This is a genomic window from Streptococcus sanguinis SK355, from assembly GCF_000212855.1.
GTDB classification, from domain to species: Bacteria; Bacillota; Bacilli; order Lactobacillales; family Streptococcaceae; genus Streptococcus; species Streptococcus sanguinis_A.
The window spans coordinates 1,444,816-1,467,463 of sequence record NZ_GL890993.1 but is presented as its reverse complement, the minus strand read 5'-3'; the positions used below and the strand labels follow the sequence as shown (position 1 = coordinate 1,467,463).

The 22,648-nt window shown below is 42.6% G+C and carries 21 protein-coding genes and 1 pseudogene; 4 read left to right on the top strand and 18 right to left on the bottom strand.

Annotated features, from left to right (window positions below):
• Window positions 1-200: 200 nt before the first annotated feature.
• From HMPREF9389_RS04210 to eno, 3 genes are all read right to left on the bottom strand, one after another.
• Window positions 201-605 (bottom strand): PaaI family thioesterase, encoded by a 405-nt coding sequence (locus tag HMPREF9389_RS04210; RefSeq protein ID WP_002930060.1) that lies wholly within the window; start codon window positions 603-605, stop codon window positions 201-203.
• Window positions 606-702: 97 nt separating this feature from the next.
• Window positions 703-1,293, bottom strand: a complete 591-nt coding sequence (locus HMPREF9389_RS04215; RefSeq protein ID WP_002930059.1) for a hypothetical protein — start codon at window positions 1,291-1,293, stop codon at window positions 703-705.
• Window positions 1,294-1,373: 80 nt separating this feature from the next.
• Window positions 1,374-2,678 (bottom strand): surface-displayed alpha-enolase, encoded by a 1,305-nt coding sequence (eno, locus tag HMPREF9389_RS04220; protein WP_002897814.1) that lies wholly within the window; start codon window positions 2,676-2,678, stop codon window positions 1,374-1,376.
• Window positions 2,679-2,886: 208 nt separating this feature from the next.
• On the opposite strand from eno, the gene HMPREF9389_RS04225 reads away from it, so the two are divergent.
• Both HMPREF9389_RS04225 and HMPREF9389_RS04230 read left to right on the top strand, forming a co-directional pair.
• Window positions 2,887-3,336: a DUF1694 domain-containing protein gene (locus tag HMPREF9389_RS04225; protein ID WP_002930058.1), complete on the top strand. Its 450-nt coding sequence runs from the start codon at window positions 2,887-2,889 to the stop codon at window positions 3,334-3,336.
• A gap of 1 nt (window position 3,337) precedes the next feature.
• Window positions 3,338-3,676: a nuclear transport factor 2 family protein gene (locus HMPREF9389_RS04230; RefSeq protein WP_002930055.1), complete on the top strand. Its 339-nt coding sequence runs from the start codon at window positions 3,338-3,340 to the stop codon at window positions 3,674-3,676.
• Here the strand turns inward: HMPREF9389_RS04230 and HMPREF9389_RS04235 are convergent.
• The 11 genes and pseudogenes from HMPREF9389_RS04235 to HMPREF9389_RS04280 all read right to left on the bottom strand — a co-directional run bounded on the left by HMPREF9389_RS04235 (window position 3,673) and on the right by HMPREF9389_RS04280 (window position 17,034).
• Window positions 3,673-4,791, bottom strand: coding sequence for a glycerate kinase (locus HMPREF9389_RS04235; protein ID WP_002930053.1), 1,119 nt, complete (start codon window positions 4,789-4,791; stop codon window positions 3,673-3,675). The genes HMPREF9389_RS04230 and HMPREF9389_RS04235 overlap by 4 nt on opposite strands.
• Window positions 4,792-4,800: 9 nt before the next feature.
• On the bottom strand, window positions 4,801-5,448 hold the full coding sequence (gene serB / locus HMPREF9389_RS04240; protein WP_002930051.1) for a phosphoserine phosphatase SerB: 648 nt from the start codon (window positions 5,446-5,448) through the stop codon (window positions 4,801-4,803).
• A gap of 96 nt (window positions 5,449-5,544) precedes the next feature.
• Window positions 5,545-6,231: a hypothetical protein gene (locus HMPREF9389_RS04245; protein WP_002930050.1), complete on the bottom strand. Its 687-nt coding sequence runs from the start codon at window positions 6,229-6,231 to the stop codon at window positions 5,545-5,547.
• 75 nt (window positions 6,232-6,306) lie between these two features.
• Window positions 6,307-6,976 (bottom strand): annotated as a pseudogene (locus HMPREF9389_RS0111315) (hypothetical protein).
• A 93-nt stretch (window positions 6,977-7,069) separates the two neighbouring features.
• Window positions 7,070-8,794, bottom strand: coding sequence for a septation ring formation regulator EzrA (ezrA, locus tag HMPREF9389_RS04250; RefSeq protein ID WP_002930045.1), 1,725 nt, complete (start codon window positions 8,792-8,794; stop codon window positions 7,070-7,072).
• Window positions 8,795-8,880: 86 nt separating this feature from the next.
• Window positions 8,881-10,830, bottom strand: a complete 1,950-nt coding sequence (gene gyrB, locus HMPREF9389_RS04255) for a DNA topoisomerase (ATP-hydrolyzing) subunit B (protein WP_002930044.1) — start codon at window positions 10,828-10,830, stop codon at window positions 8,881-8,883.
• A gap of 12 nt (window positions 10,831-10,842) precedes the next feature.
• Complete coding sequence (locus tag HMPREF9389_RS04260; RefSeq protein WP_032906715.1) at window positions 10,843-11,409, bottom strand: HAD-IA family hydrolase; 567 nt, start codon at window positions 11,407-11,409, stop codon at window positions 10,843-10,845.
• 234 nt (window positions 11,410-11,643) lie between these two features.
• Complete coding sequence (locus tag HMPREF9389_RS04265) at window positions 11,644-12,192, bottom strand: DJ-1 family glyoxalase III (RefSeq protein WP_002930039.1); 549 nt, start codon at window positions 12,190-12,192, stop codon at window positions 11,644-11,646.
• Window positions 12,193-12,264: 72 nt separating this feature from the next.
• Window positions 12,265-13,497 (bottom strand): FtsW/RodA/SpoVE family cell cycle protein, encoded by a 1,233-nt coding sequence (locus tag HMPREF9389_RS04270; RefSeq protein WP_002930036.1) that lies wholly within the window; start codon window positions 13,495-13,497, stop codon window positions 12,265-12,267.
• Between the two features lie 12 nt (window positions 13,498-13,509).
• Window positions 13,510-14,490, bottom strand: coding sequence for a YeiH family protein (locus tag HMPREF9389_RS04275; RefSeq protein WP_002930035.1), 981 nt, complete (start codon window positions 14,488-14,490; stop codon window positions 13,510-13,512).
• Window positions 14,491-14,589: 99 nt separating this feature from the next.
• Window positions 14,590-17,034, bottom strand: coding sequence for a bifunctional DnaQ family exonuclease/ATP-dependent helicase (locus tag HMPREF9389_RS04280; RefSeq protein WP_002930034.1), 2,445 nt, complete (start codon window positions 17,032-17,034; stop codon window positions 14,590-14,592).
• A gap of 135 nt (window positions 17,035-17,169) precedes the next feature.
• Here HMPREF9389_RS04280 and HMPREF9389_RS04285 point away from each other — a divergent pair, with 135 nt between their 5' ends.
• On the top strand, window positions 17,170-17,805 hold the full coding sequence (locus HMPREF9389_RS04285; RefSeq protein WP_002930033.1) for an MBL fold metallo-hydrolase: 636 nt from the start codon (window positions 17,170-17,172) through the stop codon (window positions 17,803-17,805).
• Window positions 17,806-17,887: 82 nt separating this feature from the next.
• Here HMPREF9389_RS04285 and ftsX read toward each other — a convergent pair whose 3' ends face one another.
• The 3 genes from ftsX to prfB form a co-directional block, all read right to left on the bottom strand.
• Entirely contained in the window at window positions 17,888-18,814 is a 927-nt protein-coding gene (gene ftsX, locus HMPREF9389_RS04290) for a permease-like cell division protein FtsX (RefSeq protein WP_002930032.1), read from the bottom strand.
• Entirely contained in the window at window positions 18,807-19,499 is a 693-nt protein-coding gene (gene ftsE / locus HMPREF9389_RS04295) for a cell division ATP-binding protein FtsE (protein WP_002895890.1), read from the bottom strand. Before ftsE ends, ftsX begins: the two co-directional genes overlap by 8 nt.
• Window positions 19,500-19,543: 44 nt before the next feature.
• A protein-coding gene (prfB, locus tag HMPREF9389_RS04300; RefSeq protein WP_097677707.1) for a peptide chain release factor 2 occupies window positions 19,544-20,639 on the bottom strand; the annotation gives its coding sequence in 2 pieces (ribosomal slippage) (window positions 19,544-20,566 and window positions 20,568-20,639; 1,095 coding nt in all).
• Between the two features lie 311 nt (window positions 20,640-20,950).
• Here prfB and HMPREF9389_RS04305 point away from each other — a divergent pair.
• On the top strand, window positions 20,951-21,811 hold the full coding sequence (locus tag HMPREF9389_RS04305) for a metallophosphoesterase (protein WP_002930031.1): 861 nt from the start codon (window positions 20,951-20,953) through the stop codon (window positions 21,809-21,811).
• Here HMPREF9389_RS04305 and HMPREF9389_RS04310 read toward each other — a convergent pair.
• Window positions 21,805-22,596, bottom strand: a complete 792-nt coding sequence (locus HMPREF9389_RS04310) for a DUF2785 domain-containing protein (RefSeq protein ID WP_002930030.1) — start codon at window positions 22,594-22,596, stop codon at window positions 21,805-21,807. The two genes, HMPREF9389_RS04305 and HMPREF9389_RS04310, sit on opposite strands and share 7 nt — an antisense overlap.
• Between the last annotated feature and the right edge of the window lie 52 nt (window positions 22,597-22,648).

Below are 22,648 nucleotides of genomic sequence, written 5' to 3'. Positions count from 1 at the left end.
TTTTTGGTATAACCTTCGATGCGCACCCGCATAGCGGGTGGTTTATTTGTCTCGCACCTTACGGAGCGAGACAGACTGAAAGTCACAAACATAAAAAGCATCCTCTTTGAGCGATGCTTTTTTTGTGCACGATTTCAGATACTGGTTAGTATCTTTTTAAACCTTAAATCCCGTTTCCAGTTAGAAATCGGGCTTTTTAACTAAATATTAATTTGGCTAGTTTCTTTTCTCTGTCCAGTAACAAACATGGTAAATGTTGCCTTGCAGACATTTTCTTTATCTTGATTCGTAATAGTAACATCTACAACTCGTGTTTTACGCCCTGGGTGAACACAGTTTCCTGAAATGATTAATTTATCACCCAGATGTCCCGCTCGCATATAGTTGATAGAAGACTGAAGCGTCACCCCATCTAAATCTTGAGAAATCAAGACTAAACCAGAAATCTGATCACAGAGAGTAAACAGATAACCCCCGTGAGCATTACCATAATAGTTCAAAGAAGACTGAACGACTTCTGTCGTGACAATAACCTGACCGTCCTTCATCTTTTCAATCTCATAGTTTTCAAATGCTGAAATCGCATCAAAGTGAAAGTCTTTCATTTATTTCTCCTCACAATCTGTGTCTTATCATACTACTTTTTATCGATTCGGGCAAGGAAAATTCCCAATAGGTCTATCAAAACAACTTCTTGGTAAACTACGGTTCTTGACGCTCCCTCTCCTTAATAAAACCTTTTAACTCCTCTAATCGTTTACTTGTTAGGGGTTGTTCAAGAAAAGCATCTAAGTTAACATCTTTCTCTTTATAAAACTTATTCATAGGGACATTATCATACCGTTTTACCTTTGATGATGTAAGCTGCCCTTCTACATAAGTTGTAATCTCTATATTACTATCACCAAAAAAAGCTCCATAATAGTCTTCTCGAACCACTACCGTCTGTCCTTTCTCCTCTAGATAGGCATAATGGCTTACTGGAACATAAACTGTAAAAAGATAGCCAATTATAGGAGAAACTGCCAATAGCAACAAACCTAAAGCAAGGGCAGGATAAAGAACCCATTTGTATCTTTTAATCAATAAATAGAAAGCGAGGAATAAAAAGAGAAAAGCAACCCACGGACTCAACTGAGCTCGCCACAATATACTGGTGACCAGAAAGAATACAAGGACCGCCAAAAGTGCCAGACGCCACGACTTCAACCAATAAGATATAATCAATCCAACAGCTAAGAGCATAAGAGCTGGCCATTCTCTACTTAGAATATATAGAAAAAAATAAAACATCTCCCGAATCTCCCTTTACTTTATTGAAAAATCCCTCAAGTCAAGCTTGAGGGATTTTTACTTCATTCAATCTGAATGAATTATTTTTTCAAGTTATAGAAAGCTTGAAGACCTTTGTATTGAGCAACTTCACCAAGTTGATCTTCGATACGAAGCAATTGGTTGTATTTAGCAATACGGTCTGTACGTGAAAGTGAACCAGTCTTGATTTGACCTGCGTTAGTTGCAACTGCGATGTCAGCGATTGTTGAATCTTCAGTTTCACCTGAACGGTGTGATACAACTGCAGTGTAACCAGCTTCTTTAGCCATTTCAATCGCTTCAAAAGTTTCAGTAAGAGTACCGATTTGGTTAACTTTGATAAGGATTGAGTTAGCAGCACCTTCTTTGATACCACGAGCAAGGTAGTCAGTGTTTGTTACGAAGAAGTCGTCACCAACAAGTTGTACTTTCTTACCAAGACGTTCAGTAAGAGCTTTCCAACCATCCCAGTCATTTTCATCCATACCATCTTCGATAGTGATGATTGGGTATTTGTTAACCAACTCTTCAAGGTAGTCGATTTGTTCTGCAGATGTACGAACAGCAGCGCCTTCACCTTCAAATTTAGTGTAGTCGTATACTTTACGTTCTTTATCGTAGAATTCTGATGATGCACAGTCAAATCCGATAAATACATCTTTACCTGGAACATAACCAGCAGCTTCGATAGCAGCGATGATAGTTTCTACACCATCTTCAGTTCCTTCAAAACGAGGAGCGAATCCACCTTCGTCACCAACGGCAGTTTCCAAACCACGAGATTTAAGGATTTTCTTAAGAGCGTGGAAGATTTCAGCACCGTAACGAAGAGCTTCTTTGAATGTTGGAGCACCAACTGGCAGGATCATGAACTCTTGGAATGCGATTGGAGCATCTGAGTGAGATCCACCGTTGATGATGTTCATCATTGGAGTTGGAAGAACTTTAGTGTTGAATCCGCCAAGGTAGCTGTAAAGTGGCACTTCAAGGTAGTCAGCAGCAGCACGAGCTACAGCGATAGACACACCAAGGATTGCATTCGCGCCCAATTTACCTTTGTTAGGAGTACCGTCCAAAGCGATCATTGCACGGTCGATGGCTTGTTGGTCACGAACATCGTAACCGATAATAGCTTCAGCGATAACGTTGTTTACATTATCAACTGCTTTTTGTGTACCAAGACCACCGTAACGAGATTTGTCGCCATCACGAAGTTCAACTGCTTCGTGCTCACCTGTAGAAGCTCCTGAAGGAACCATACCACGTCCGAAAGCACCTGATTCAGTATAAACTTCTACTTCAAGTGTTGGGTTACCGCGTGAGTCTAGGACTTCGCGAGCGTAAACATCAGTAATAATTGACATTTCTTACTCTCCTTATTATTTAAAATTATTTACTAGTCTATGATACCTCAAAAACGCTTTTTTTTCAAGGAAAAATAGAGAATCTAAGCAAATTTGAGAATTTTTGCACAAGAAAACGATTCCAAATTTACTATATAAATGTTTTTCCGGCAAATCAGAAAGAAGATTCGACCTTTTAGAATTTCTCCTTTTATGGTACAATTTTATTATGACTGATATTAATAAAGTAATCATGGAAAAATCTCAGGGCGGAGTCAAGCTCAACCCTGATGAACAACGCAAATTTTTAGGGACTTTTGAGGAGCGAGTGCTGGCTTCCTGCTCTATTGAACAAGCTAACGGCTCTCTCATTCGCAGTCATTTCAAGGAAATGCTCAACAGCATCATGAAAAACTGCCAACCTGTATTTGTCAAAATTTCCCCAGAAGTCGAGTCTGGCAATCAAATCTTTTATCTAAAAACCTCTAAGGAGCTAGGCTGCGAAGCCACTATCGTCTCTAGCGATTACCAGTCTTCTCCTTTTGGCCTGATTGTCCATAGCGACCATCTTGTCCAAGTAGATGACAAGGACATAAGCCAACAGTTTGCTAGTCTCCTTCAGCCAGCAGAAAAACCTGCAAAGGAAAAGCGCCCTCTCTGGAAAAAATGGTTTGGGTAAGATGACAAATTTAGAAAAACTTTTTGCCTTTTTTGAAGCTGAAAATCAGCGCGATTGGCAAACCTATGAGACCTTTCTTTCTGATCAAGTTAGCTGGGAATTACAGGGTGATACAATCGAAATCATCAAAGGTAAAGCTGACTACCTGACTAAAATTCAAAAAGTCTACCATAACAACCCCGTCCAGTTTCGTTGCACCTATTATCAGCTTAGTCCCGACCAGAATCGGATTGTGACCATTTTAGAAAATGATTTTGGTGACCTGTCTTGTGATATCTTCTTCTTTGAAAAGGGCATGATAGTTAAAGAAATTGAATACCTACTAAAAAAGGCGGACTAACCGCTTTTTTTCATTTTTAGTACATTGCCAATATTTCTTGCTGTGCGAATCAAATTTTGCTCCGCCTGCTCTAGAATCCTATCCAAACTATCTGCTCGCGCAATAATCGGAAAAGCTGCCTGGATATTCTCAACTGGGAAATCCGGTAAATCATCTGCCAGACTGCCGCAAATCGCCAGTACAGGGATGCCTTCTGGTGTTCGTCTTGCGATCCCGACTGGTGCCTTGCCCGCCAAAGATTGACGATCCATCCGTCCTTCGCCCACTACGACCAAGTCCGCTTTTTTGACTCTGTCATCAAAATCCAGTAAATTTAGACAGGTTTCAATACCCGAAACAATTTTTCCTCCGGCAAAAGCAACCAGTCCTGCTGCCATTCCGCCTCCAGCCCCAGCTCCATCCATATCAATTACCTGAGGAGCGACCAACTGATAGAAATCAGACATAGCTTGGTCTACTTGAGAAAAGAGTAGGGGAGCTAGACCTTTCTGACCTCCGAAAACAGTTGTCGCACCGCGAGCTCCACAAAGAGGATTGTCTACATCAGTCAAAATCTCAATCTCAACTTCTTTCAAGAAAGCAGGAACCTGCTCAGCTGAAATTCGAGCGACCTTTCCCAAAGACGAGCCAATGGGGCGCAGTCTATGATTATCCGCATCGAAAAATTCATAGCCCAGGCCCGCTGCCAGTCCAATCCCACCGTCGTTACTGGCCGAACCACCAACACCAACTAAAATCTTTCTGACACCGTCTTCAGCCAGGTGCAAAATCAATTCTCCCAATCCTTTGGTCTCTATGGCCAAGGGATTTCGTTTTTCCTGCGGAATAGATGCGAGTCCGACCAAGTCAGCCATTTCAAAAAGTGCTTGCTGACCATTTCTGGCGTAGGGAATTTTTACTGGCTGACCAAAGGGCCCAGTCACAGTGTGGTAAAATTCAGGCCAGCCCAAGGCTGCTGTCAGCGCAGGCATTGTCCCCTCGCCCCCGTCACCGACCGGTAGCAAGTCAAAGCTGGCATCTAGCAAGGCCTGAGAAAAGCCCGTCTGAAGAGCTTGAGCAACCTGAGGAGCTGACAAGCTTTCCTTGAAAGAATCCGGTGCAATAAGAATATGCATGCTTCTCTCCTATTCTTTTCTATTGTCTAAAAGATCAATGACCCGATAGAGATTGCATTCTTGAATCTGATAAGGAGCCTGCACTCGCACAATTGGCTTGGCCATAAAGGCAATTCCTATCCCTGCTGCTTGAATCATAGGCAGATCATTTGCGCCATCTCCCATAGCAATTGTTTGATTTAATTCCAAATTGTTTTCAGCTGCCCATGCTTTTAGCATGGCAAGCTTGGTATCCTTAGTGACAATCTCTCCTAAGACTTGTCCTGTCAAAAACCCCTGCTGGATTTCCAAACGATTTGCCTTGACGTAGTCAATTCCAAGCTGCTCAGCCAGTCTGTCCACCGTCTCATGAAAACCACCTGACACCAAACCTACTTTATAACCACGTTTATGCAGCTCCTTGACCAAGTCCTCGGCTCCCGGAGTGAAGTGAATCCTTTCAGCAATTCGATCAAAAATATCCTCTGGCAGGCCTTTTAAAAGAGCGACACGTTCACGTAAGGCAGCTTCAAAGTCCAACTCTCCTTGCATGGCACGCTCGGTAATAGCCGCAACCTGAGCTCCTACACCCGCCTCCTCTCCTAGCAGGTCAATCCCTTCTTCCATGATTAAGGTGCTGTCTACATCCATGACTAAGAGACCTTTAACTTTATCCATCTCTTGACTCCTTTTCTATTGACATCTATAGCAGCAGCAGATAGGACTGCCGACATTTCAACTCGTCGGTTACTTTTTCCAATTGGATTCATAAATTCACTTCCTTTTAACTAAATAAATTGCTGTACTAATTTGTATCACCTTTTGCTTGGATTCAAAATTTAATAAGACATCATATCTATTATAGTATGCATGACTAAGACTAAACGAAAGTTTCGTATCCGATGGTAGATTATATTTTTCCACTATTTTTTTATATAATACTGACTGATTTTCAGCTTTATAAATAATGTCACTCAATTCAGTTTCTGCACTCTTAAAGGTTTCTTTAACCTCAAGCGCTTCGAAATAGTTCCTGTCAATTAAAAGATTGAATATTTCTTCATCAAATAGTGGCTCCAATTCTCCCTCGTATTGCAGTTTCCCATCAGTATAAGTCACACCAACTTCTTGAGCATCTTTTTTATACTTCCCTTTGCTGATGGTATATGTACCTTTACCAGAACCAGCTTGGAGCTTTAAAAAAATGTCATATGTTGTCATTTCACCATTTGAGTCAATTATAGTCAATGATGGAGAGTAAGTTTCAATCTCCGTAAAATCCTTCTTTTCTTGCTCCAAAAATTTAAACATTGGTTCAAATGTGCCTTCAAAATCATACTGTTCTCTTGTTCTGTTTTTTGGAATAGTTTCGCAGCCAAAATCACATCCATGTAGTGATACGACAAAAAATAGGAGAAGCCCTGCTATCACTATCCCTAATAACCAGTTCTGTTTTTTCATTCTTTGCTCTCTACCTAATCAGACATTTCAACTCGTCGGTTACTTTTTTCAATTCCATTCATTGATTATCCCCACCTATTTTTTAAATATAGTTAAATCTATTTGAACAGCCTCATCCTTAGATTCCATTCGTATTGAAATCCCATAGATTGTTCCACTAGAGTGATCTAATCTTATTCGACAGGTAGTATCCTCTGACATATTATACTTATTTTTTGAGATATTTAAAGAGTTCAGAGTGATTTTCTGGCTTGTAGATGATATCACGAAGCTCTGTTTCTGCACTCTTAAAAGTCTCTTTCACATCCAAGGAAGCGAAATAATCTCTTTGAACAACTAAATTAAGAATCTCTTCATCAAATAAAGGAGTTATCTCCGAGCTGTAAGTCAGCTTACCGTTAGAATAAGTAACAGGAGCAATCTCTTCTTTATCACCGATTGTTATTGTGTAGTCACCCTTAAGATCAGATTGTATAATATCTAAGTCCACTGAATATTTTTTGACTTCGTCTCCATGTTCTATATAAACACGACTTATGTAACCTTTTAATCCAGTAAAATCCTTTTTCTCTTGTTCTAAAAACTTAAACATTGGTTCAAAAGTGCCTTCAAAATCATACTGTTCTCTTGTTCTGTTTTTTGGGACAGTGTAATCATCCAGACGCCAGCCATTTATCAATGCTATCGATAAAACTGCTACACCTCCAAGAAAAATGAGAGTAATATATTTTTTAATCTTTTTCATTTTTTTAGACTTTCTACTTTAATCTGTCCCTCTATTATAACATAAGACCCTTTTTGCTGAGAATGGAAAAAGAAGCTCCCGAAGGAACTTCTTTTAAAAACGAATATTCTCGCGTGTTTTTTCGTAGGATGTCACAAAGCGCTCTGTCACGCCTGGCTCGACAAGATCCAAAGCTTTTGAAATGATTTCCAATGATTGAGCATAGTCGTAGTCATGTTCAAAGACATACAAGGACTTGTTGAAGGCTGCTTGTACATTATCGTCAAAGGAACGATAGCGGTTTGAATACTGCAGCAGCTGCTCAGTCAAGGTAGCATCTTGGACGATACGATAGGTTTCTTCTTCCAATTGCTCCATATCATTTCCTAGAATTTCCAGCCAACGGTTAACTGATTCGATATTGACTCGTGTAGCTTCCAATTCCTTAACCAACTCTTCAATATTGTTGCTGGTTGAGAAGAAAATTTCTAAGAAAGAGTCTGGGATACCTGGCAAATTGCGTTTTTCCATATATCTCTTAATGGTATGCAATTTGTTAGCATAGATATTGACTTTCTGGCGAGCATTAGCATCATCTTTTTCAATCTCTGCAAGTGCTTCACCAAGAGAAATCTGCTCATCTTCGATTTCTTTCAAACGCTCTTGGATAGCTTCCAACTCTTCCTGAACCACAGAATAAGCTTGCTTGGTTTCAGAAGAATCTTCTACCGCGCTCAACACCACATCTTCCTGGGCAGAAAGCTCAGCCTGCAACTCCTTGACATGAGAAGTTTCCGTATCAGAGAGAAGGAAGGTTTGAGATAAACGTTCTATCTCTTTTTGGAGTTGCTGGTTGTTTTCCTTTGTATGAGCCAGATAGCTAGGCAAGTTTTTAATCAGCTTCTCAACTACTTTGTGGGCTTCAATTTCCCGAGTGAAGATTTCATAGAGAGCGTTAATCTCTTCTTGCGCTTGCTCATTTTCATACTCAGCATTATCCAGCTCTAGGGCTGAAATATTAGCTTCGTTGCGTTTGAGACTTGCATGAAGCTGTTGAAAACGAGACTCTATATCTGTTTCGATAAAGTGATAACCAGATTCCAAGAGCTTACGGTGACCAGATTCTAAGTCTTCCAACTGATCTGGCAATTTCACAGTCAACTCTTCGACAATGGCAGGAACTTTCTCAACGATATGTGTTAGTGCAAGAATATGATCCTCTGCCTTATCCAAGATTTCAGCTGCTTCAACCGGGTCACCCGAAGAATTAAGAGTCACAAACTGAGAAAACTCTGACTGGATATTTTCCAGCTGTTTCTCAATCTCAGCTAAGGCTTGCCCATACGACTCTGCATTCTCCGCCACCTGGGTTTGCAGTTTTTCAAACAAATCCAGGGCATGGAGCACACGACCACTATTCTTAGACTCTTGCTCTTTAAGATCTTCCAAGGCTGCTCGAATCATCTTGATGTCTTCGTCAATCAAGTCGATCTGACTCTCAATATTGCCAATGGCATGCTTGGCTTTTATGAAACGGAAAGAATTATTATAACCTTCTGCTTCAAATAGATTATTTTCGATATCAGCAAATGAATTTAAGGACAAGTCTACCCATTTTTGATTCCATTCACGGAAGGCTACCTGACTCTGCCCAATCAAATGCATATTTTTTACTTCTTCAACTTCATCATTCACAGGGAGATTATAGAGTGCTTCTTTTCTCTCCTCCAAATTTTGAAGTAAAGCTTCATTTCTCTTTCTCATCAGAACTGCAGTACCATAGCCGACAACCAAAAGCAGAGCTACCACAGCAACGAGAATAACTAGTCCAATAGACATATAGAACTCCTTCACATTGTTACTATAAAGCAAACATAATGATTATATCATATTTTTGCCCATAATGGTTGATTTTTCTGATTTTTTTAGACGTCGAGCGTACTGTATACAGCATTTTCTTCGATAAATTCACGACGAGGTTCAACGCGATCCCCCATCAGCATGTCAAAAATCTTGTCAGCTTCCGCTGCATCATCCACTGAAACCCGTGCCATCAAGCGATGTTCAGGATTCATAGTTGTCTCCCACAGCTGATGGTCATCCATCTCTCCGAGACCTTTATAGCGTTGAATGGTTGGCTTGGAGCGACCTTCACTGTAACGTGCCAAAGCAGCCTGAAGCTCTTCTTCCTGATTAGCACCTGGCTGGATATATTCTTTGACTTCACTTCCGACCTTGACACCGTAGATTGGCGGCTGAGCGATATAGACAAATCCAGCTTCCAGAACTGGCTTCATATAGCGGTAAATCAAAGTCAAGAGCAGGGTCCGAATGTGAGCACCGTCTACATCGGCATCGGTCATGATGACTAATTTTTGGTAGCGGGCCTTGCTGACATCAAAGTCAGCTCCAAAGCCAGTTCCCATAGCAGTAAAGAGACTGCGGATTTCTTCATTGGCCAATATCTTGTCCATGCTGGCTTTTTCAACGTTGAGAATCTTACCGCGAATTGGCAGAATGGCCTGAAATTCACGGTTACGGCCGGACTTAGCTGAACCACCCGCGGAATCCCCCTCCACGATGAAAAGTTCTGTTTCCTGTGGGTCGTTGGACGAGCAGTCAGCCAATTTACCGGGCAGATTGGAAATTTCCAAGCCAGACTTCTTGCGGGTTACTTCCCGAGCTCGCTTGGCAGCAATTCTAGCCTTAGAAGCCAAAATTCCTTTTTCAACGATTTTTCGAGCTACCGCAGGATTTTCCAAAAGAAAATCTGAGAAGGCTTCGCTAAAGAGACGATTAGTAATCTTGACCACTTCGCTATTGCCTAGCTTGGTCTTAGTCTGACCTTCAAACTGAGGGTTGGGGTGCTTGACAGAGATGACCGCTGTCAGTCCCTCACGAACATCTTCCCCAGTCAGATTGTCTTCGTTTTCTTTGAGAAGCTTGTTTTTCTTGGCATAGTCATTGATAACCCTTGTCAGGGCTGTCCGGAAACCTTGCTCATGCGTTCCACCCTCGTGGGTATGGATGTTATTGGCAAAGCTCATGACTGTTTCGTGGTAGCCAGTCGTATACTGCATAGCTACTTCAACCGTAATGTCGTCCATTTCGCCATCAGTATAAATCGGCGTTTCAAAGATTACATCTTTGTTTTCATTGATGTATTGAACATAACTGGCAATCCCACCCTCATAGTGGTAATCCTTGACCTGCTCCATTCCATCTCGCTTATCAGTGATGGAAATTCTGAGACCACGGTTGAGGAAGGCCAGTTCTTGCACCCGCTTATTGAGCTTTTCAAAGTCAAATTCTACTGTTTCAGTGAAAATCTCTGGATCCGGTGTAAAGTGAACTGTCGTACCTGTACGGTCTGTCTCACCAATGATTTCTAGATCAGCGACTACTTGACCGCGACTGTATTCTTGGTAATGAATCTGGCCGTTTTTATAAACGCGGACATCCAGCTGGGTGGACAGGGCATTTACAACGGAAGAGCCCACACCGTGCAGACCTCCTGATACCTTGTATCCGCCACCGCCGAATTTTCCTCCGGCATGGAGAACGGTAAAGACGGTTTCCACGGCCGGACGGCCTGTTTTCTCCTGAATATCAACAGGAATTCCCCGACCGTTATCCACTACTGTGATGGAATTATCTTTTTCGATAAAGACTTGAATGTGGCTGGCAAAACCAGCTAGAGCCTCATCAATCGAGTTGTCAACAATTTCCCATACTAAATGGTGCAGACCTTCCTTGGAGGTCGAACCGATATACATCCCTGGACGCATACGAACGGCTTCTAGGCCTTCTAAGACCTGAATCTGACTGGCATCATATTCTTGGGCCTGTATATCTTGTTGCTTTTCTTCTGTCATAGTGTTCCTTTTCTAATCAATATCTATAAATTCTTCAAGATGCTGCATATTATCAAAGAGATAGGTATCAAAGCCAGCTGCCTCCCCTGCTTCAATATCCAGCGGCCGGTCACCAATGACCAAGCCAAAGGAAATCTGATACTTGTCTTTTAGATAGAGCATGGAGTCTGGTGAGGGTTTCCTTGGAAAACCATTTGCTGCTGTCACCACTTCTGTAAATGCTGATGCAACGGCAGTCTTTTCCAAGATTTCCAGCACTTGGTTGTCCCGGTGGGAGACCAGAAAATTCCGACCGCCCTTGGCCACAATCCGCCTAAGCAACTCTGCCGCACCGTCAAATAAGACAGGGTGAGTCAACTCTTCTGCTTCATTGGCCTTATAAAACTTTAAAAAGTCTTTTTCTTGGGGAGCAAACTGCTGGACAGCATAGTCTGTAGACACCTTGAGGGCCTTATAAACTTCGTCGTGACCAGCTTGCAGACCAAACTCTTTCAAGGTTTGAACAAAAGCTGCTGTCGAAGTTTCATAATTATCCAAGAGTGTTCCACCTAAATCCCAGATGTAATCTTGATAATTCATACCTTTCATTATACCATAATTTTCATGAAAAAGGGGCTAATATTTGCCCGAATCCAGCACTTTTCCGACTTTTTTCAAGCCTTTTTCTAAACAAAATATCTCAAAGAATCTAAAATTTAAAAATGGATGTTGGTTTCGTCCTGTTCAACATCTCTAAACCCGCTCCATATAGAGGAGCGCTAAGGTAAATTAGACTTCAAAAAAGCTGGGACACATTATGAATCCCAGCATATTTTAATTCCCAAATACATCTGTGTAAAGCATGGCATCAGCCAACTGGTCAGCGTCTCCTCCCAGCTGACGAACCAGCTCATAGGCGAAAGCCAAGGCAGTCGATGGACCACGGCTAGTAATCAACTTCTCATCAACAAGAACTGTTTCTTTACGGTAAGTTCCATTTTTAATATTGTCTTGCACACCGTCATAGCAAGTGAAATACTTACCAGTCAAGATACCTGCACGGTCAAGAGCAATGGGAGCGGCACAGATGGCAGCGATGAATTTATCCGCTTGCTGAAAATCCTGCAAAAGCTTCATCAGGCGGTCATCGTCACGAAGATTGGCCGATCCTGGCATCCCTCCTGGCAAGATGACCATATCGTAGTCATCCAGCCGGCCCTTCCAGACCTGATCCGCTTGAACAGTGATGGCATGAGACCCAGTCACTGATTTATCAAAACCAATCATATCACAGACAAGACCTGCACGGCGCAAGACATCCACAACCGTCAGGGCCTCGATTTCTTCAAAGCCGGGAGCTAAGAGTAAAGCTGCTTTTTTCATGAAAATATCCTTTCTGATATGAGCCAATCACAAAATCGCATCTGATTTGTGAGTCAAAAACTTGCTATCTATTTATTTTAATTTCTTCAGTACGACTTTTTTTCGGACTGCAGGAATTCGCCCCTTCTTTTCATCCGTCAGGCTGTTCTGATAGGAGACGGACAGCAGGAGACCGACTCCGATAAGATTACTGATAATGGAAGAGCCACCCTGTGAGATAAAGGGCAGCGGAATCCCTGTCAGAGGCAGAATTCCTGTCACCGCTCCAATATTTTCAAAGATATGGAAGAGCAGCATCATGATAAAGCCAGTTGAGATATAAGTATAAAACTGGTTGTTGGATTTAATCGTAATCTTGAGCATGCGATAAATCAGCAGTAAATAGAGCATGATAACCAAGGTCGAGCCCAAAAATCCAAAATCTTCTGCAATGACGGTGAAAATCATATCGCTTTCCCGAACAGGAACCAAGAGATTCGAAACATTAAAGCCTTGACCAGTCAGACCGCCACTTCCGACAGCGATTTGTCCCTGTGCTTGCTGGAAGGTGGTCGTCTGAGCGTAGTCAAAAGGATGAAGCCAAGCCAAAATCCGATTGATTTGGTAGGTTGGCATGCCTAGATTATGCAGAAAGGCACGGCCACCATCGGAAATAAAGATAAAGAGAAATCCTCCCAACAGCAGGACTCCCGTCAGAAAGACCGGCAGGATAATCTTCCAAGAAACACCTGACAGAAGAACGATACCGCCATATATGGCAACAAAAACTAGAGCTGTTCCCAAATCACTCTGAAGGGTTAATAGAACCAGAACAGGCACAGTGTAGAGTCCAAGCTTCAGGATCAGAAAAAAGTCTAAAGCCAAGGTTCGCTCATCCTGCTTGTGCTGCTGGAGAAAATGGACCACCAGCCGCGACAGCATGAGAATATATGAAATCTTCATAAACTCTGAGGGCTGAAAGAGGGTCACACCACGAATAGCAATCCAGTTTTTAGCACCAGTGGAGGCTACCAGAGATTGGCTGTAAAAAATCAGAGGCAAGACCATGAGGCCAAGACCAAAAACATAGAGATAGGGCGTGATTTTCCAGAGAAACTTGGTATTAAAAAACATGAGGATAAAGCTGAGCAAGAAGCCTACCGCAATCCAGGCGATCTGCTGACCAACCATGGGCCAGGCATTATCAGGATAATCATGACTAACAGTAATGTATATAGCTACAACACCGATTGAAAGCAGCATCAAAACTGGCAAAATTAAACTATAATCAATCCGGGACTCAAACGTCCGTCTTTGATAAGGCATAGTCCCTCCTTTTTAGAAAAAATACTGGATAATCAAGCTAGAAACAGCGACGCAAAACCAAGCGAAGGCACCAGTCAGCAAAGGCGCTGCTCCTGCTTGCTTAAACTGCTTAAAGGAAGCCTTTGCGCCAATAGCTGCTAAGGCCATAGCCATCAGCCACTGAGAAATGAATTTTGTATAGGGGATGACAGCAGCCGGCAGAAATCCAAGACTGCTGACAAGTGAGGCTAGGACAAACCAAGCTATAAACCAAGGAAAAATTTGTTTCAAGTTCGTCTTTTGTGCTGACTGCTTAGACTTAATGTAGCGAAAAGCTGCGAAGATCAAGCAGGCCGGTACAATCATCAGAGCCCGACTAAGCTTGACAATGGTCGCCAAGTCCCCAGCTGACGGGCTATATGTATAGCCTGCTGCCACTACTGACGAAGTATCATTGATAGCTGTTCCGGCCCAAGTCCCGAAAAAGGTATCCGACATCTGTAACAAATGCCCTAAAAAAGGGAAAATGAATACCGCTAAGATATTGAAAAAGAAAATAGTGGAGATGGACAAGGCGATTTCTTCTTCATCAGCTTCCAAGATTGGTGAGGCGGCCGCAATGGCAGAGCCACCGCAGATGGCTGTTCCAAAACCGATTAAAATAGTCAAGACGCGGTTCATTTTAAAGAAACGGCCAGCCAAATAGGCAGCCAGAAAGGCTATCAGAATGGTGATAAGACTTATACGGAGTGAAGAAAGCCCCGTCTCAGAAACCTGACCAATGGACATGGAAAATCCCAAAAAGATAATGGAATACTGCAGCAATTTCTTTCCTGAATAGCTGAGTCCTTCCTGAAACATAGCCGGCAGCTTCATGCTGTTGTTCAAAACAATCCCAAAGACAATAGCCAAAACACTAGAGCCTATCAAGGGAAGCAAACCGCCTAAAAAGATAGAAACAGCCGCTATGCCAAAGGATAACAGAACTCCTGGTAAATATTTTTTCACGAACACCCCTTCTTTCCTATGCCTCTCATTATAACAAATTTTATCCCAAAAATCTGAATGAACCTAAAAAATCAGCCAATAAAACTCAGCTGATTTTAGAAAGTTTCAGTCAAAAAAGTCTCGTAACTCCTGCATAATGACTGCCTCTGGCAGAATGTCCAAAGAAGCTAATTGTGACAAATGATGCTGAATCTGCTTGCCATAGCGTTTACTAGAGATTCGGTTGTCCAAAAAAATAACAGCTGACTTCTGATGTTCATTTCGACGGGTCCGGCCAATAGCCTGCTTAAGCCGTAAGATGGCAAGAGGCAGTTGATAATCATAAAAGGCATTCTTACCTTCCGTTTTCAGGCGGCTGTTAATCTTCTGCACAAAGAAATCCTTGGGATTGTCAAAAGGAATCCGAGTAACCAGCTGAATAATCTGGTCTTGCTCAGCAAAATCCGCCCCCTCCCAGAAGCTGCCAGAGCCCAAAAGAATTCCTGCCTCTCCTCTATCAAAACGCCGCTTGATATTGCCAGCATCCCCATTTTTATATTGGGCCAAATGCGGCAAAGCCAGCAAGTCCGAAACAGTCAAAAGCAAGTCTTTAGAGGTGAAGAGGACGACGATAGGCAGACCAAGTGCTGCCACTTCTTGCAGGCAAGCAACAATCTCTCGAGCAAAATCTTCAGTTGACAAATCCACTACTGCTGGAAAACTTTCATCTAAAAAGAGCTTCTGCAGTGGCTTCTTCTTGCTTTTCAGCTTGTAAAAGTGATAACTTTCAAAGCCTAGCAACTGCGCCAAATTGACCTTTGAGCTGATTTCCAGAGTAGATGAAACCAATACAACCTTGGCCCTTTCAGGTAAAAAGTCTGTGAAATGCTGCAATTCTGAACGGCCAGCATGCAGCGTCATCAAGCGATGGTCTGCCAAAACTTCATCAACCAACCAATAATACTGGTATTTGCCACTGAACAAGTGCTGCAGCTCAGGAAGTGCACTTGTCTTTAACTCGGACACATCCTGAAGCAGTCGATCAATCTTTTCCGGACTGAGCTCAGATGTTTTCTTGCGATGCTTCTCTGCAGCATCAGCCAGCTCAAACTGAATGCTTTGCAAAAGCCGTTGTTGCAGAAGTTCCCCTTCTTCCTGAAGGAGATGATTTATCTGCTGCAGCGTTTTAGTTAGATTTATACTGGCCTGAGAGAAGCTTTCCAAGGCGAAAAACATCTTCTGAGCTTCATCAACTACCAGAATGCGATTGTCCAGTAAAGACTGGTCATCCTCTAAACGCGTCAGTAGGTAAGCATGATTGGTAATCACGACTCGACTGGTAGCTGACTTGACCTGTCCCAACCGCCAAAAATCTTCCTCATAAAAAAGAGAATGTTTGCTTAGCTTGCCATCATGACGGATTTCATTGAAATAGCTTGAGAAGCGATGAGCCTGCCCGATTTCATTCAAATCACCTGTTTTGGTTTCTGTCAGCCAGACCAAGAGTTGCAACTTGCAACGATTAACCAAACGGTTGTCATATTCCCTATCCAATGTCTGATAGAAATGGTCCAGCTTGAGATAATTCTCCGGACTCTTAAGACTGTGAAAGGAAATACCAAATACTTCCTCCAACAACTGTCCTTCCTTTTGTAGCAGCTGATCCTGCAGGATCTTAGTCGGAACCGTCACTAGTACTTTTTCTTGACCTCTAGATAGAATGGGCAGCAAATAACCAAAGGTCTTTCCCAAGCCTGTCTGCGCCTCTAAAAAACTAGGCTCCTGCTGGTCCAGAGCTTCCTCCATAAAACGAGCAAATTTGAGCTGTTCAGGCCGCTCTTCTAAGCCCAGAAGGTATAGATTGGTCAGGAAATCCTGCGACAGTTTCTTTTCCGAAGTCAGCTTTTGGGGACGTCGCAGGAAAATGCCATGGCAGGATTGCAGTTCCTTCTCTTGCTGATCCGGCATCGTCTGATAAACTTCCTCGATTGCCAAGCGCGACTCATAGATAACGCTGTCCGCCAAAGTTAGCATTTTCTCAACCAAGGCCTTGGGCAGGCTCTTGATTTTGTCTTGTATTTTTAAAAAAAGCTGAGCCGTTGCTTGAGCATCTGCCAGAGCAGTGTGGGCGTTTTCCAGAGAAATATCCAGCAAATTACAGAGATTGCCCAAGGAATATTTATCAAAGGTCGGGTAAAAGACCTGAGCCAACTCTACCGTGTCCACACGCGGTGTCAGCAAGTCAAACCCTTCCCAGAAAAGGGCCTCTGCTAATAGATTTGCATCAAACTTGACATTATGAGCGACAAAAATCGCATCCTGAATCAGCTCATATACCTCCGCTGCTACCTGAGAAAACTCAGGAGCTCGCCCAAGCCGCTCATCATCCAAACCTGTCAGCTCTTTGATATGCTCATCCAGTTCCTCATGAGGATTGACATCTGTTTCATAAGTCTTGGTAATGATTCCATTCTCAATCAGAACAATGCCAATCTGGATAATCTTTGCACTGCTGCCCGTTCCTGTAGCCTCCAAGTCCACAACGGCATACTTATAATCATTTTGTGTCATACTGCTAAGATTATATCATAAAAGCCATTCTGAGACATCTGAAAATTTTCAGCTCTAGCCTAGAAAGCAATTCTGTGCAAAAAAACCGCTTTTCTGTTACACTCAATAGCAGAATATATTTTCCGAGGAAATCAGATGAAAATTCATAAAATTATCAACCTTGTAGCTTTTGAAAATACCTATATCTTAGAGAATGATCAGGGCCTCCTAGTCGTCGATCCTGGCAGTGACTGGAAAAAGATTGAGCGAAAGCTGGAGGAACTCGCCAAGCCTGTTATTGCTATTCTTTTGACTCACACCCATTATGACCACATTATGAGCTTAGAAAAGGTCCGAGAGCACTATGCTGCCCCACCTGTCTATGTGGCTGAGAGTGAAAGCAGCTGGCTTTACACACCGACAGATAACCTATCTGGTCTGGCGCGCCATGCTGATATGGATGATATCATCTGTCGACCAGCAGAGGAGTTTTTCTCCTACGAGACAGACAATGACCTTGGAGGCTTTCATTTCTATGCGCTTGCAACACCTGGCCACTCTATCGGAGGTGTCTCTCTAGTCTTTCCAGATGACCGCCTTGTTTTGACGGGCGATGCCCTCTTTCGGGAAAGCATCGGACGAACGGATCTGCCGACAGGAAACATGGAACAATTGCTGACGTCCATTCGTGAAAAACTTCTGGTATTGCCCAAAGACTATGCTGTTTATCCTGGTCATGGGCATGACACCACTATTTCACATGAAAAAGTCTTTAATCCATTTTTAGCTTAGTAGACATTTAAGCAATTACCTATAGTTATCTATAACAAAACCAGAGTTTGAAATTCTTCAAACTCTGGTTTTTTATGTATTATTAAATCTTCAAGAAGCGTCTCATAGAGAAGACAGATCCCAATGATCCGATAAGAATACCCAATACGAAGAGTATTGCTATCATAATCGGACTAAAGAGTTTCGGATCAATCATAGAAAGCCCTTGACCGACTAGGCTCTTATTCATAGTCTGGAAGGCTATTTTGTATATAAAATACACTGCCACTGACGGAATTGTTGCCCCTAGCAAGCCAATCCAGGCCCCTTCAAACAAGAAAGGTCCACGGATATAGCTATTCTTGGCACCAACCAAGCGCATGATTTGGATCTCGCGACTGCGGGAAATAATGGTAATCCGAATAGTATTGGAAATGAGAAGGACAGCAACAAAAATCAGAAGCGCTGCACCAATCAAGCCCCACGTTTGGATAAAATTAGAAAGCGCAAAGAGCTTTTTGGTATTGGTACCACCATTTTGAACCTCTGAAACACCATCAATCTTCCGAGCATCTTTTGTAACAGATTCTACATACTTAGGCGCCTTGGTCTCAACAATATAAGCATCGTAAAGTGGGTTGGCATCACCGTCAAAAATCTTCCACTCGCTACCCATGGTTTCTGTCAGCTGCTCATATTGTTCTTCCTTACTAGAAAAAGTAACCTTATCTACATTTTTCATAGAAGTCAGAGCATCATAGACCTTATGGTAGTCCTCATTCTGAACTGTTTGGCCTTCTTTTACAATCGTTTCGCTATTGTCGGCAACATCCTTACGCATGTAGACCATAACGCGGACATTATTTGAAATATCATTTGCCAGCTTAGCTGTATTTAAAATTACTGAAGCAAAGACAGCCACTAAGCTCAAGGTAATCATAACCGAGCTGACAGCCGCTACAGTCATCCAACCATTCCGCGTAAGACTCTTAAGCGACTCAATCAAATGGCGAAAAAATCTTCTAATCATCGTATCCGTATTCTCCTTCCGCTTCATCACGTACCACACGGCCATTTTCAATAGCAATAACGCGGTGACGCAGAGTATTTACAATCTGGCTGTTGTGGGTTGCCATCAGGACAGTCGTTCCCTGAAGGTTAATCCGCTCCAGCAGATTCATAATCTCCCAAGAATTATCTGGGTCCAAGTTTCCTGTCGGCTCATCCGCAATCAGGACTTTAGGGTTGTTGGCAATAGCACGCGCAATGGCAATCCGCTGCTGCTCACCACCGGACAGCTCATTAGGGAATGAGCGGACCTTGTGCTTAAGACCAACCAGGTCCAGCACTTCCATAACCCGCTTTTTAATATTGCGGCGGCGCTCACCGATAACTTCCATGGCATAGGCAATATTCTCATACACTGTCTTTTTAGGAAGAAGTTTATAGTCCTGGAAGACTACTCCAACCTGACGGCGCAGCATTGGAACATCACGCTTCTTAATCTTAGCTAAGTCAAAATCAGCTACTTTCAGACTTCCCTTATCCAGCTTTATCTCCCGATAAAGCAAACGAATAAAGGTTGACTTTCCTGCTCCTGAAGGACCTACAATATAGGCAAACTCCCCAGGTTCTACGTTAATAGACACACTACGTAAGGCAGTGGTCCCGTTGCCATACTTCTTGACAACGTCTTTCATTTCAATTATTGACATCTATTGAAATTTCCTTTCAATCTAATTCTAATCTCTTGCATTTCCTAGTTCAAACGCCACTTCAAATAAGCGTCGATGAAACCATCCAAATCTCCGTCCATCACCTTGTCCACCTGTGCTACTTCGTAACTGGTCCGATGGTCTTTGACCATGGTATAAGGCGTAAAGACATAGGAGCGGATTTGGCTGCCCCAGGAAATTTCCTTCTTATCTCCCTTGAGTGAATCGACTTCGGCCGCTTGTTTCTCTTGTTCTAGCTGATAAAGTTTGGCCTGTAGCATCTTCATAGCCCGATCGCGGTTTCCATACTGAGTCCGGTCAACCGTAGACTGCACCACAATTCCCGTAGGAATATGGGTCAGCCGCACACCAGTAGAAACTTTATTGACGTTCTGCCCGCCGGCTCCTCCCGAGCGGAAAGTGTCCATCTTAATATCGTCATCGCGAATTTCCACCTCAATGGTGTCATCCAGCTCTGGCATGACCTCTACTGAAGTAAAAGAAGTATGGCGACGTTTAGCTGAGTCAAATGGCGAAATCCGAACCAATCGGTGGACTCCCATTTCTGACTTGAGCAGACCATAAGCGTGCGGCCCTTCAAATGAAAGAGTCACCGACTTAATTCCCGCTTCATCTCCCGCTTGATAGTCTAAGACCTCAACTTTGAAGCCCTTGGCATTGCCAAAGCGTGTATACATACGCAGCAGCATATCTCCCCAATCCTGGGCCTCTGTACCACCAGAGCCTGGGTGAATTTCAAGGATGGCATTGTTATTGTCATAAGGCTCAGATAGGAGCAGGGTCATTTCATAGCTGGTCATCATTTTCTCGAGTTCCGCCAGCTTTTCTTCCAACTCTCCCTGAACCGACTCATCTTCAGCCAGAAAATCAAGCAAGATTTCCGATTCATCAAAAAGCTCAGTCATCTGATGGAAATTCTCATAGGTTTGCTTAAGTTCATTCAGCTCTTGAGATGTCTTCTGGGCTGCAATGTTGTCATCCCAAAAATCGGGTTCTGTCATCTTATTTTCTAAGATGGCAATTTCTTCTTCCAGACCTTCTAAGTCAAAGAGACCCCCTGAAAGAAGCTAATTTTTCACGATTTGCGTCAATCTTTTGACGAATTTCTGAAATGTCCATAAATACCTCTTTTCACATATCGTTTAATTATAACATAAATTAAACAGTTTGCCTAATCTCACATTCAGCAGCTTACATTTTATCGGATTTTCCCTAGCTAGGCAAGACAAGCGACTCCTTGTCACCTAATTGTTAGAAAAGTAATATAATGACATGGGGTTGGAAGAATTATTTCAAGACTTCCTAGACTTCATTCATGGATAAACGAAATACAAGATTACGAAAATTTATGAGGTGTTTTGATAAAAAGGGAGACTCTCCATAGGGCCTTAAGCATTTTCAAGTTTTGAAAAATATGCTAGACTAAAACCATGACAAGAATCGGATTTATGAGCGACCTCCATCTGGATTCCAATCAATTTGGAGACTTTGAGCGACAAGCACTCCGCCAGCTTTTAAGAGAAGAAGGGATTGACCACCTACACATCGCAGGGGATTTGTCCAACGACCTGACCAATATCAGTTTGCCCTTTCTTGAAACTTTGAAGCAAGAGATTCCCCTTTCTTTTAATCTGGGAAATCACGATATGCTGGGACTTTCTGAGCAAGAAATTTCAAACTATGATTTTCAGGTCCAACAGTTCGGCCAGACCAAGCTCGTCAGCTTTTCTGGCTGGTACGACTACAGCTTTGTTCCAGAAAAAAGCAAAGAAGAGCATCTGCGCACCAAGACCAATTTCTGGTTTGATCGCAGATTAAAGAGAGCCTTAGACGACCCTAGTATTACAGCTCAGACGTTGCAAGAGTTAGAAAAACTGCTGATGACTTTAGATGGTCCCATTATTGTTGCTCTGCATTTTGTCCCCCATCAAGACTTTCTATACGACCATCCCTATTTCCAGCGCTTCAACGCCTTCCTAGGAAGCCAAGCTTTTCATCAGCTCTTTGTCAAATACAGGGTGAAAGAAGTGATTTTTGGTCATCTCCACCACCGCCACCAAAGCCGTGTTATCGAAGGTGTCCGTTACCATATGCGTCCTCTGGGCTACATCCGCGAATGGGAACTGACTCGGAACTTTTTTAATGACTTTCCTCAGTATAAGATCCCCCAGATGTACCGCCTGCACAAGCGTTATAATGCTGTTAAAGATTTAGTCGAATTTCGAGACTATAAGAAAAAACACCTGGCAGCTGAACTGCGAGATGCTTTAACAGTAATTGAAGTTCAGTAATGGAAATGTTGAATAGCAGCTCTCAGCTCATCTGAGAGCTGCTTTTTGCTGTCCAACTTCACATAGACTTCTAATAAGCAGGAGCGAAAATTGGAAAAAGAAATGAAGTCTTGGTTGTTTTCCAATGGAAAACTCTGTGATTGAAGCCATAGTCTAAGTTCACGCTGCGACAGTTTTTCCTTTAAGACAGCTTGATAGAGCATCTGGGCTAAGCGCCAATCCTCATCATTTCCGAAACGGACTGAAACTCTTTTAAAAACTTGATGAATGACCTCTAAAACCTCTGGCATCCTACTAGAGGGAAAGTCCGGATGACAAGCCACTTCTGTCAATAAGTCTGCTCCATGAGCGAAGGCATGAACCCAACCGTATTTCCTGGAGTAACCCCTTGTGTCTCTTTCTACTGACAGGTAGGTTAGCCCCTTATCTAGTAAATATTTTCTTCCTTGCACTGATAATGCCTGATAATACGAAGAGTTTGGATTACCATCACAGTTTAAGAGATTGGCATAAAGTAAAGCTGTGAAGGAGCGTGTTAAGGTAGCTTGACCATTTTTATCACTCTTGTAAAAAAGTCCTTGTCTGTTAACTGCTTCTTGAGCCAAGAAACGAAACTGTTCAGCTGAAAATATGTCAGTCTGAAGTCCCCTTGCTAAGGACGAAAAGACTAACTCATCACGGATTGTCGCTTCTGGATGACCAATATGATCCAGTAACCATAAGATTTCTTCCTCATAATATAAAGGAGAAGCCTCTTCCAACTTCTTTCGTAAATTTTGATACATACTTTCACCGTCCTTTCGAGTTGCTTTCTTTGAATTTGATTATATCGCCTTG

What these genes read in the sequence shown, in the direction of transcription:
- HMPREF9389_RS04210 (WP_002930060.1), bottom strand. Translation starts at nt 605, where the DNA reads ATGAAAGACTTTCACTTTGATGCGATTTCAGCATTTGAAAACTATGAG.
- HMPREF9389_RS04215 (WP_002930059.1), bottom strand. Translation starts at nt 1,293, where the DNA reads ATGTTTTATTTTTTTCTATATATTCTAAGTAGAGAATGGCCAGCTCTT.
- eno (WP_002897814.1), bottom strand. Translation starts at nt 2,678, where the DNA reads ATGTCAATTATTACTGATGTTTACGCTCGCGAAGTCCTAGACTCACGC.
- HMPREF9389_RS04225 (WP_002930058.1), top strand. Translation starts at nt 2,887, where the DNA reads ATGACTGATATTAATAAAGTAATCATGGAAAAATCTCAGGGCGGAGTC.
- HMPREF9389_RS04230 (WP_002930055.1), top strand. Translation starts at nt 3,338, where the DNA reads ATGACAAATTTAGAAAAACTTTTTGCCTTTTTTGAAGCTGAAAATCAG.
- HMPREF9389_RS04235 (WP_002930053.1), bottom strand. Translation starts at nt 4,791, where the DNA reads ATGCATATTCTTATTGCACCGGATTCTTTCAAGGAAAGCTTGTCAGCT.
- serB (WP_002930051.1), bottom strand. Translation starts at nt 5,448, where the DNA reads ATGGATAAAGTTAAAGGTCTCTTAGTCATGGATGTAGACAGCACCTTA.
- HMPREF9389_RS04245 (WP_002930050.1), bottom strand. Translation starts at nt 6,231, where the DNA reads ATGAAAAAACAGAACTGGTTATTAGGGATAGTGATAGCAGGGCTTCTC.
- ezrA (WP_002930045.1), bottom strand. Translation starts at nt 8,794, where the DNA reads ATGTCTATTGGACTAGTTATTCTCGTTGCTGTGGTAGCTCTGCTTTTG.
- gyrB (WP_002930044.1), bottom strand. Translation starts at nt 10,830, where the DNA reads ATGACAGAAGAAAAGCAACAAGATATACAGGCCCAAGAATATGATGCC.
- HMPREF9389_RS04260 (WP_032906715.1), bottom strand. Translation starts at nt 11,409, where the DNA reads ATGAATTATCAAGATTACATCTGGGATTTAGGTGGAACACTCTTGGAT.
- HMPREF9389_RS04265 (WP_002930039.1), bottom strand. Translation starts at nt 12,192, where the DNA reads ATGAAAAAAGCAGCTTTACTCTTAGCTCCCGGCTTTGAAGAAATCGAG.
- HMPREF9389_RS04270 (WP_002930036.1), bottom strand. Translation starts at nt 13,497, where the DNA reads ATGCCTTATCAAAGACGGACGTTTGAGTCCCGGATTGATTATAGTTTA.
- HMPREF9389_RS04280 (WP_002930034.1), bottom strand. Translation starts at nt 17,034, where the DNA reads ATGACACAAAATGATTATAAGTATGCCGTTGTGGACTTGGAGGCTACA.
- HMPREF9389_RS04285 (WP_002930033.1), top strand. Translation starts at nt 17,170, where the DNA reads ATGAAAATTCATAAAATTATCAACCTTGTAGCTTTTGAAAATACCTAT.
- ftsX (WP_002930032.1), bottom strand. Translation starts at nt 18,814, where the DNA reads ATGATTAGAAGATTTTTTCGCCATTTGATTGAGTCGCTTAAGAGTCTT.
- ftsE (WP_002895890.1), bottom strand. Translation starts at nt 19,499, where the DNA reads ATGTCAATAATTGAAATGAAAGACGTTGTCAAGAAGTATGGCAACGGG.
- HMPREF9389_RS04305 (WP_002930031.1), top strand. Translation starts at nt 20,951, where the DNA reads ATGACAAGAATCGGATTTATGAGCGACCTCCATCTGGATTCCAATCAA.
- HMPREF9389_RS04310 (WP_002930030.1), bottom strand. Translation starts at nt 22,596, where the DNA reads ATGTATCAAAATTTACGAAAGAAGTTGGAAGAGGCTTCTCCTTTATAT.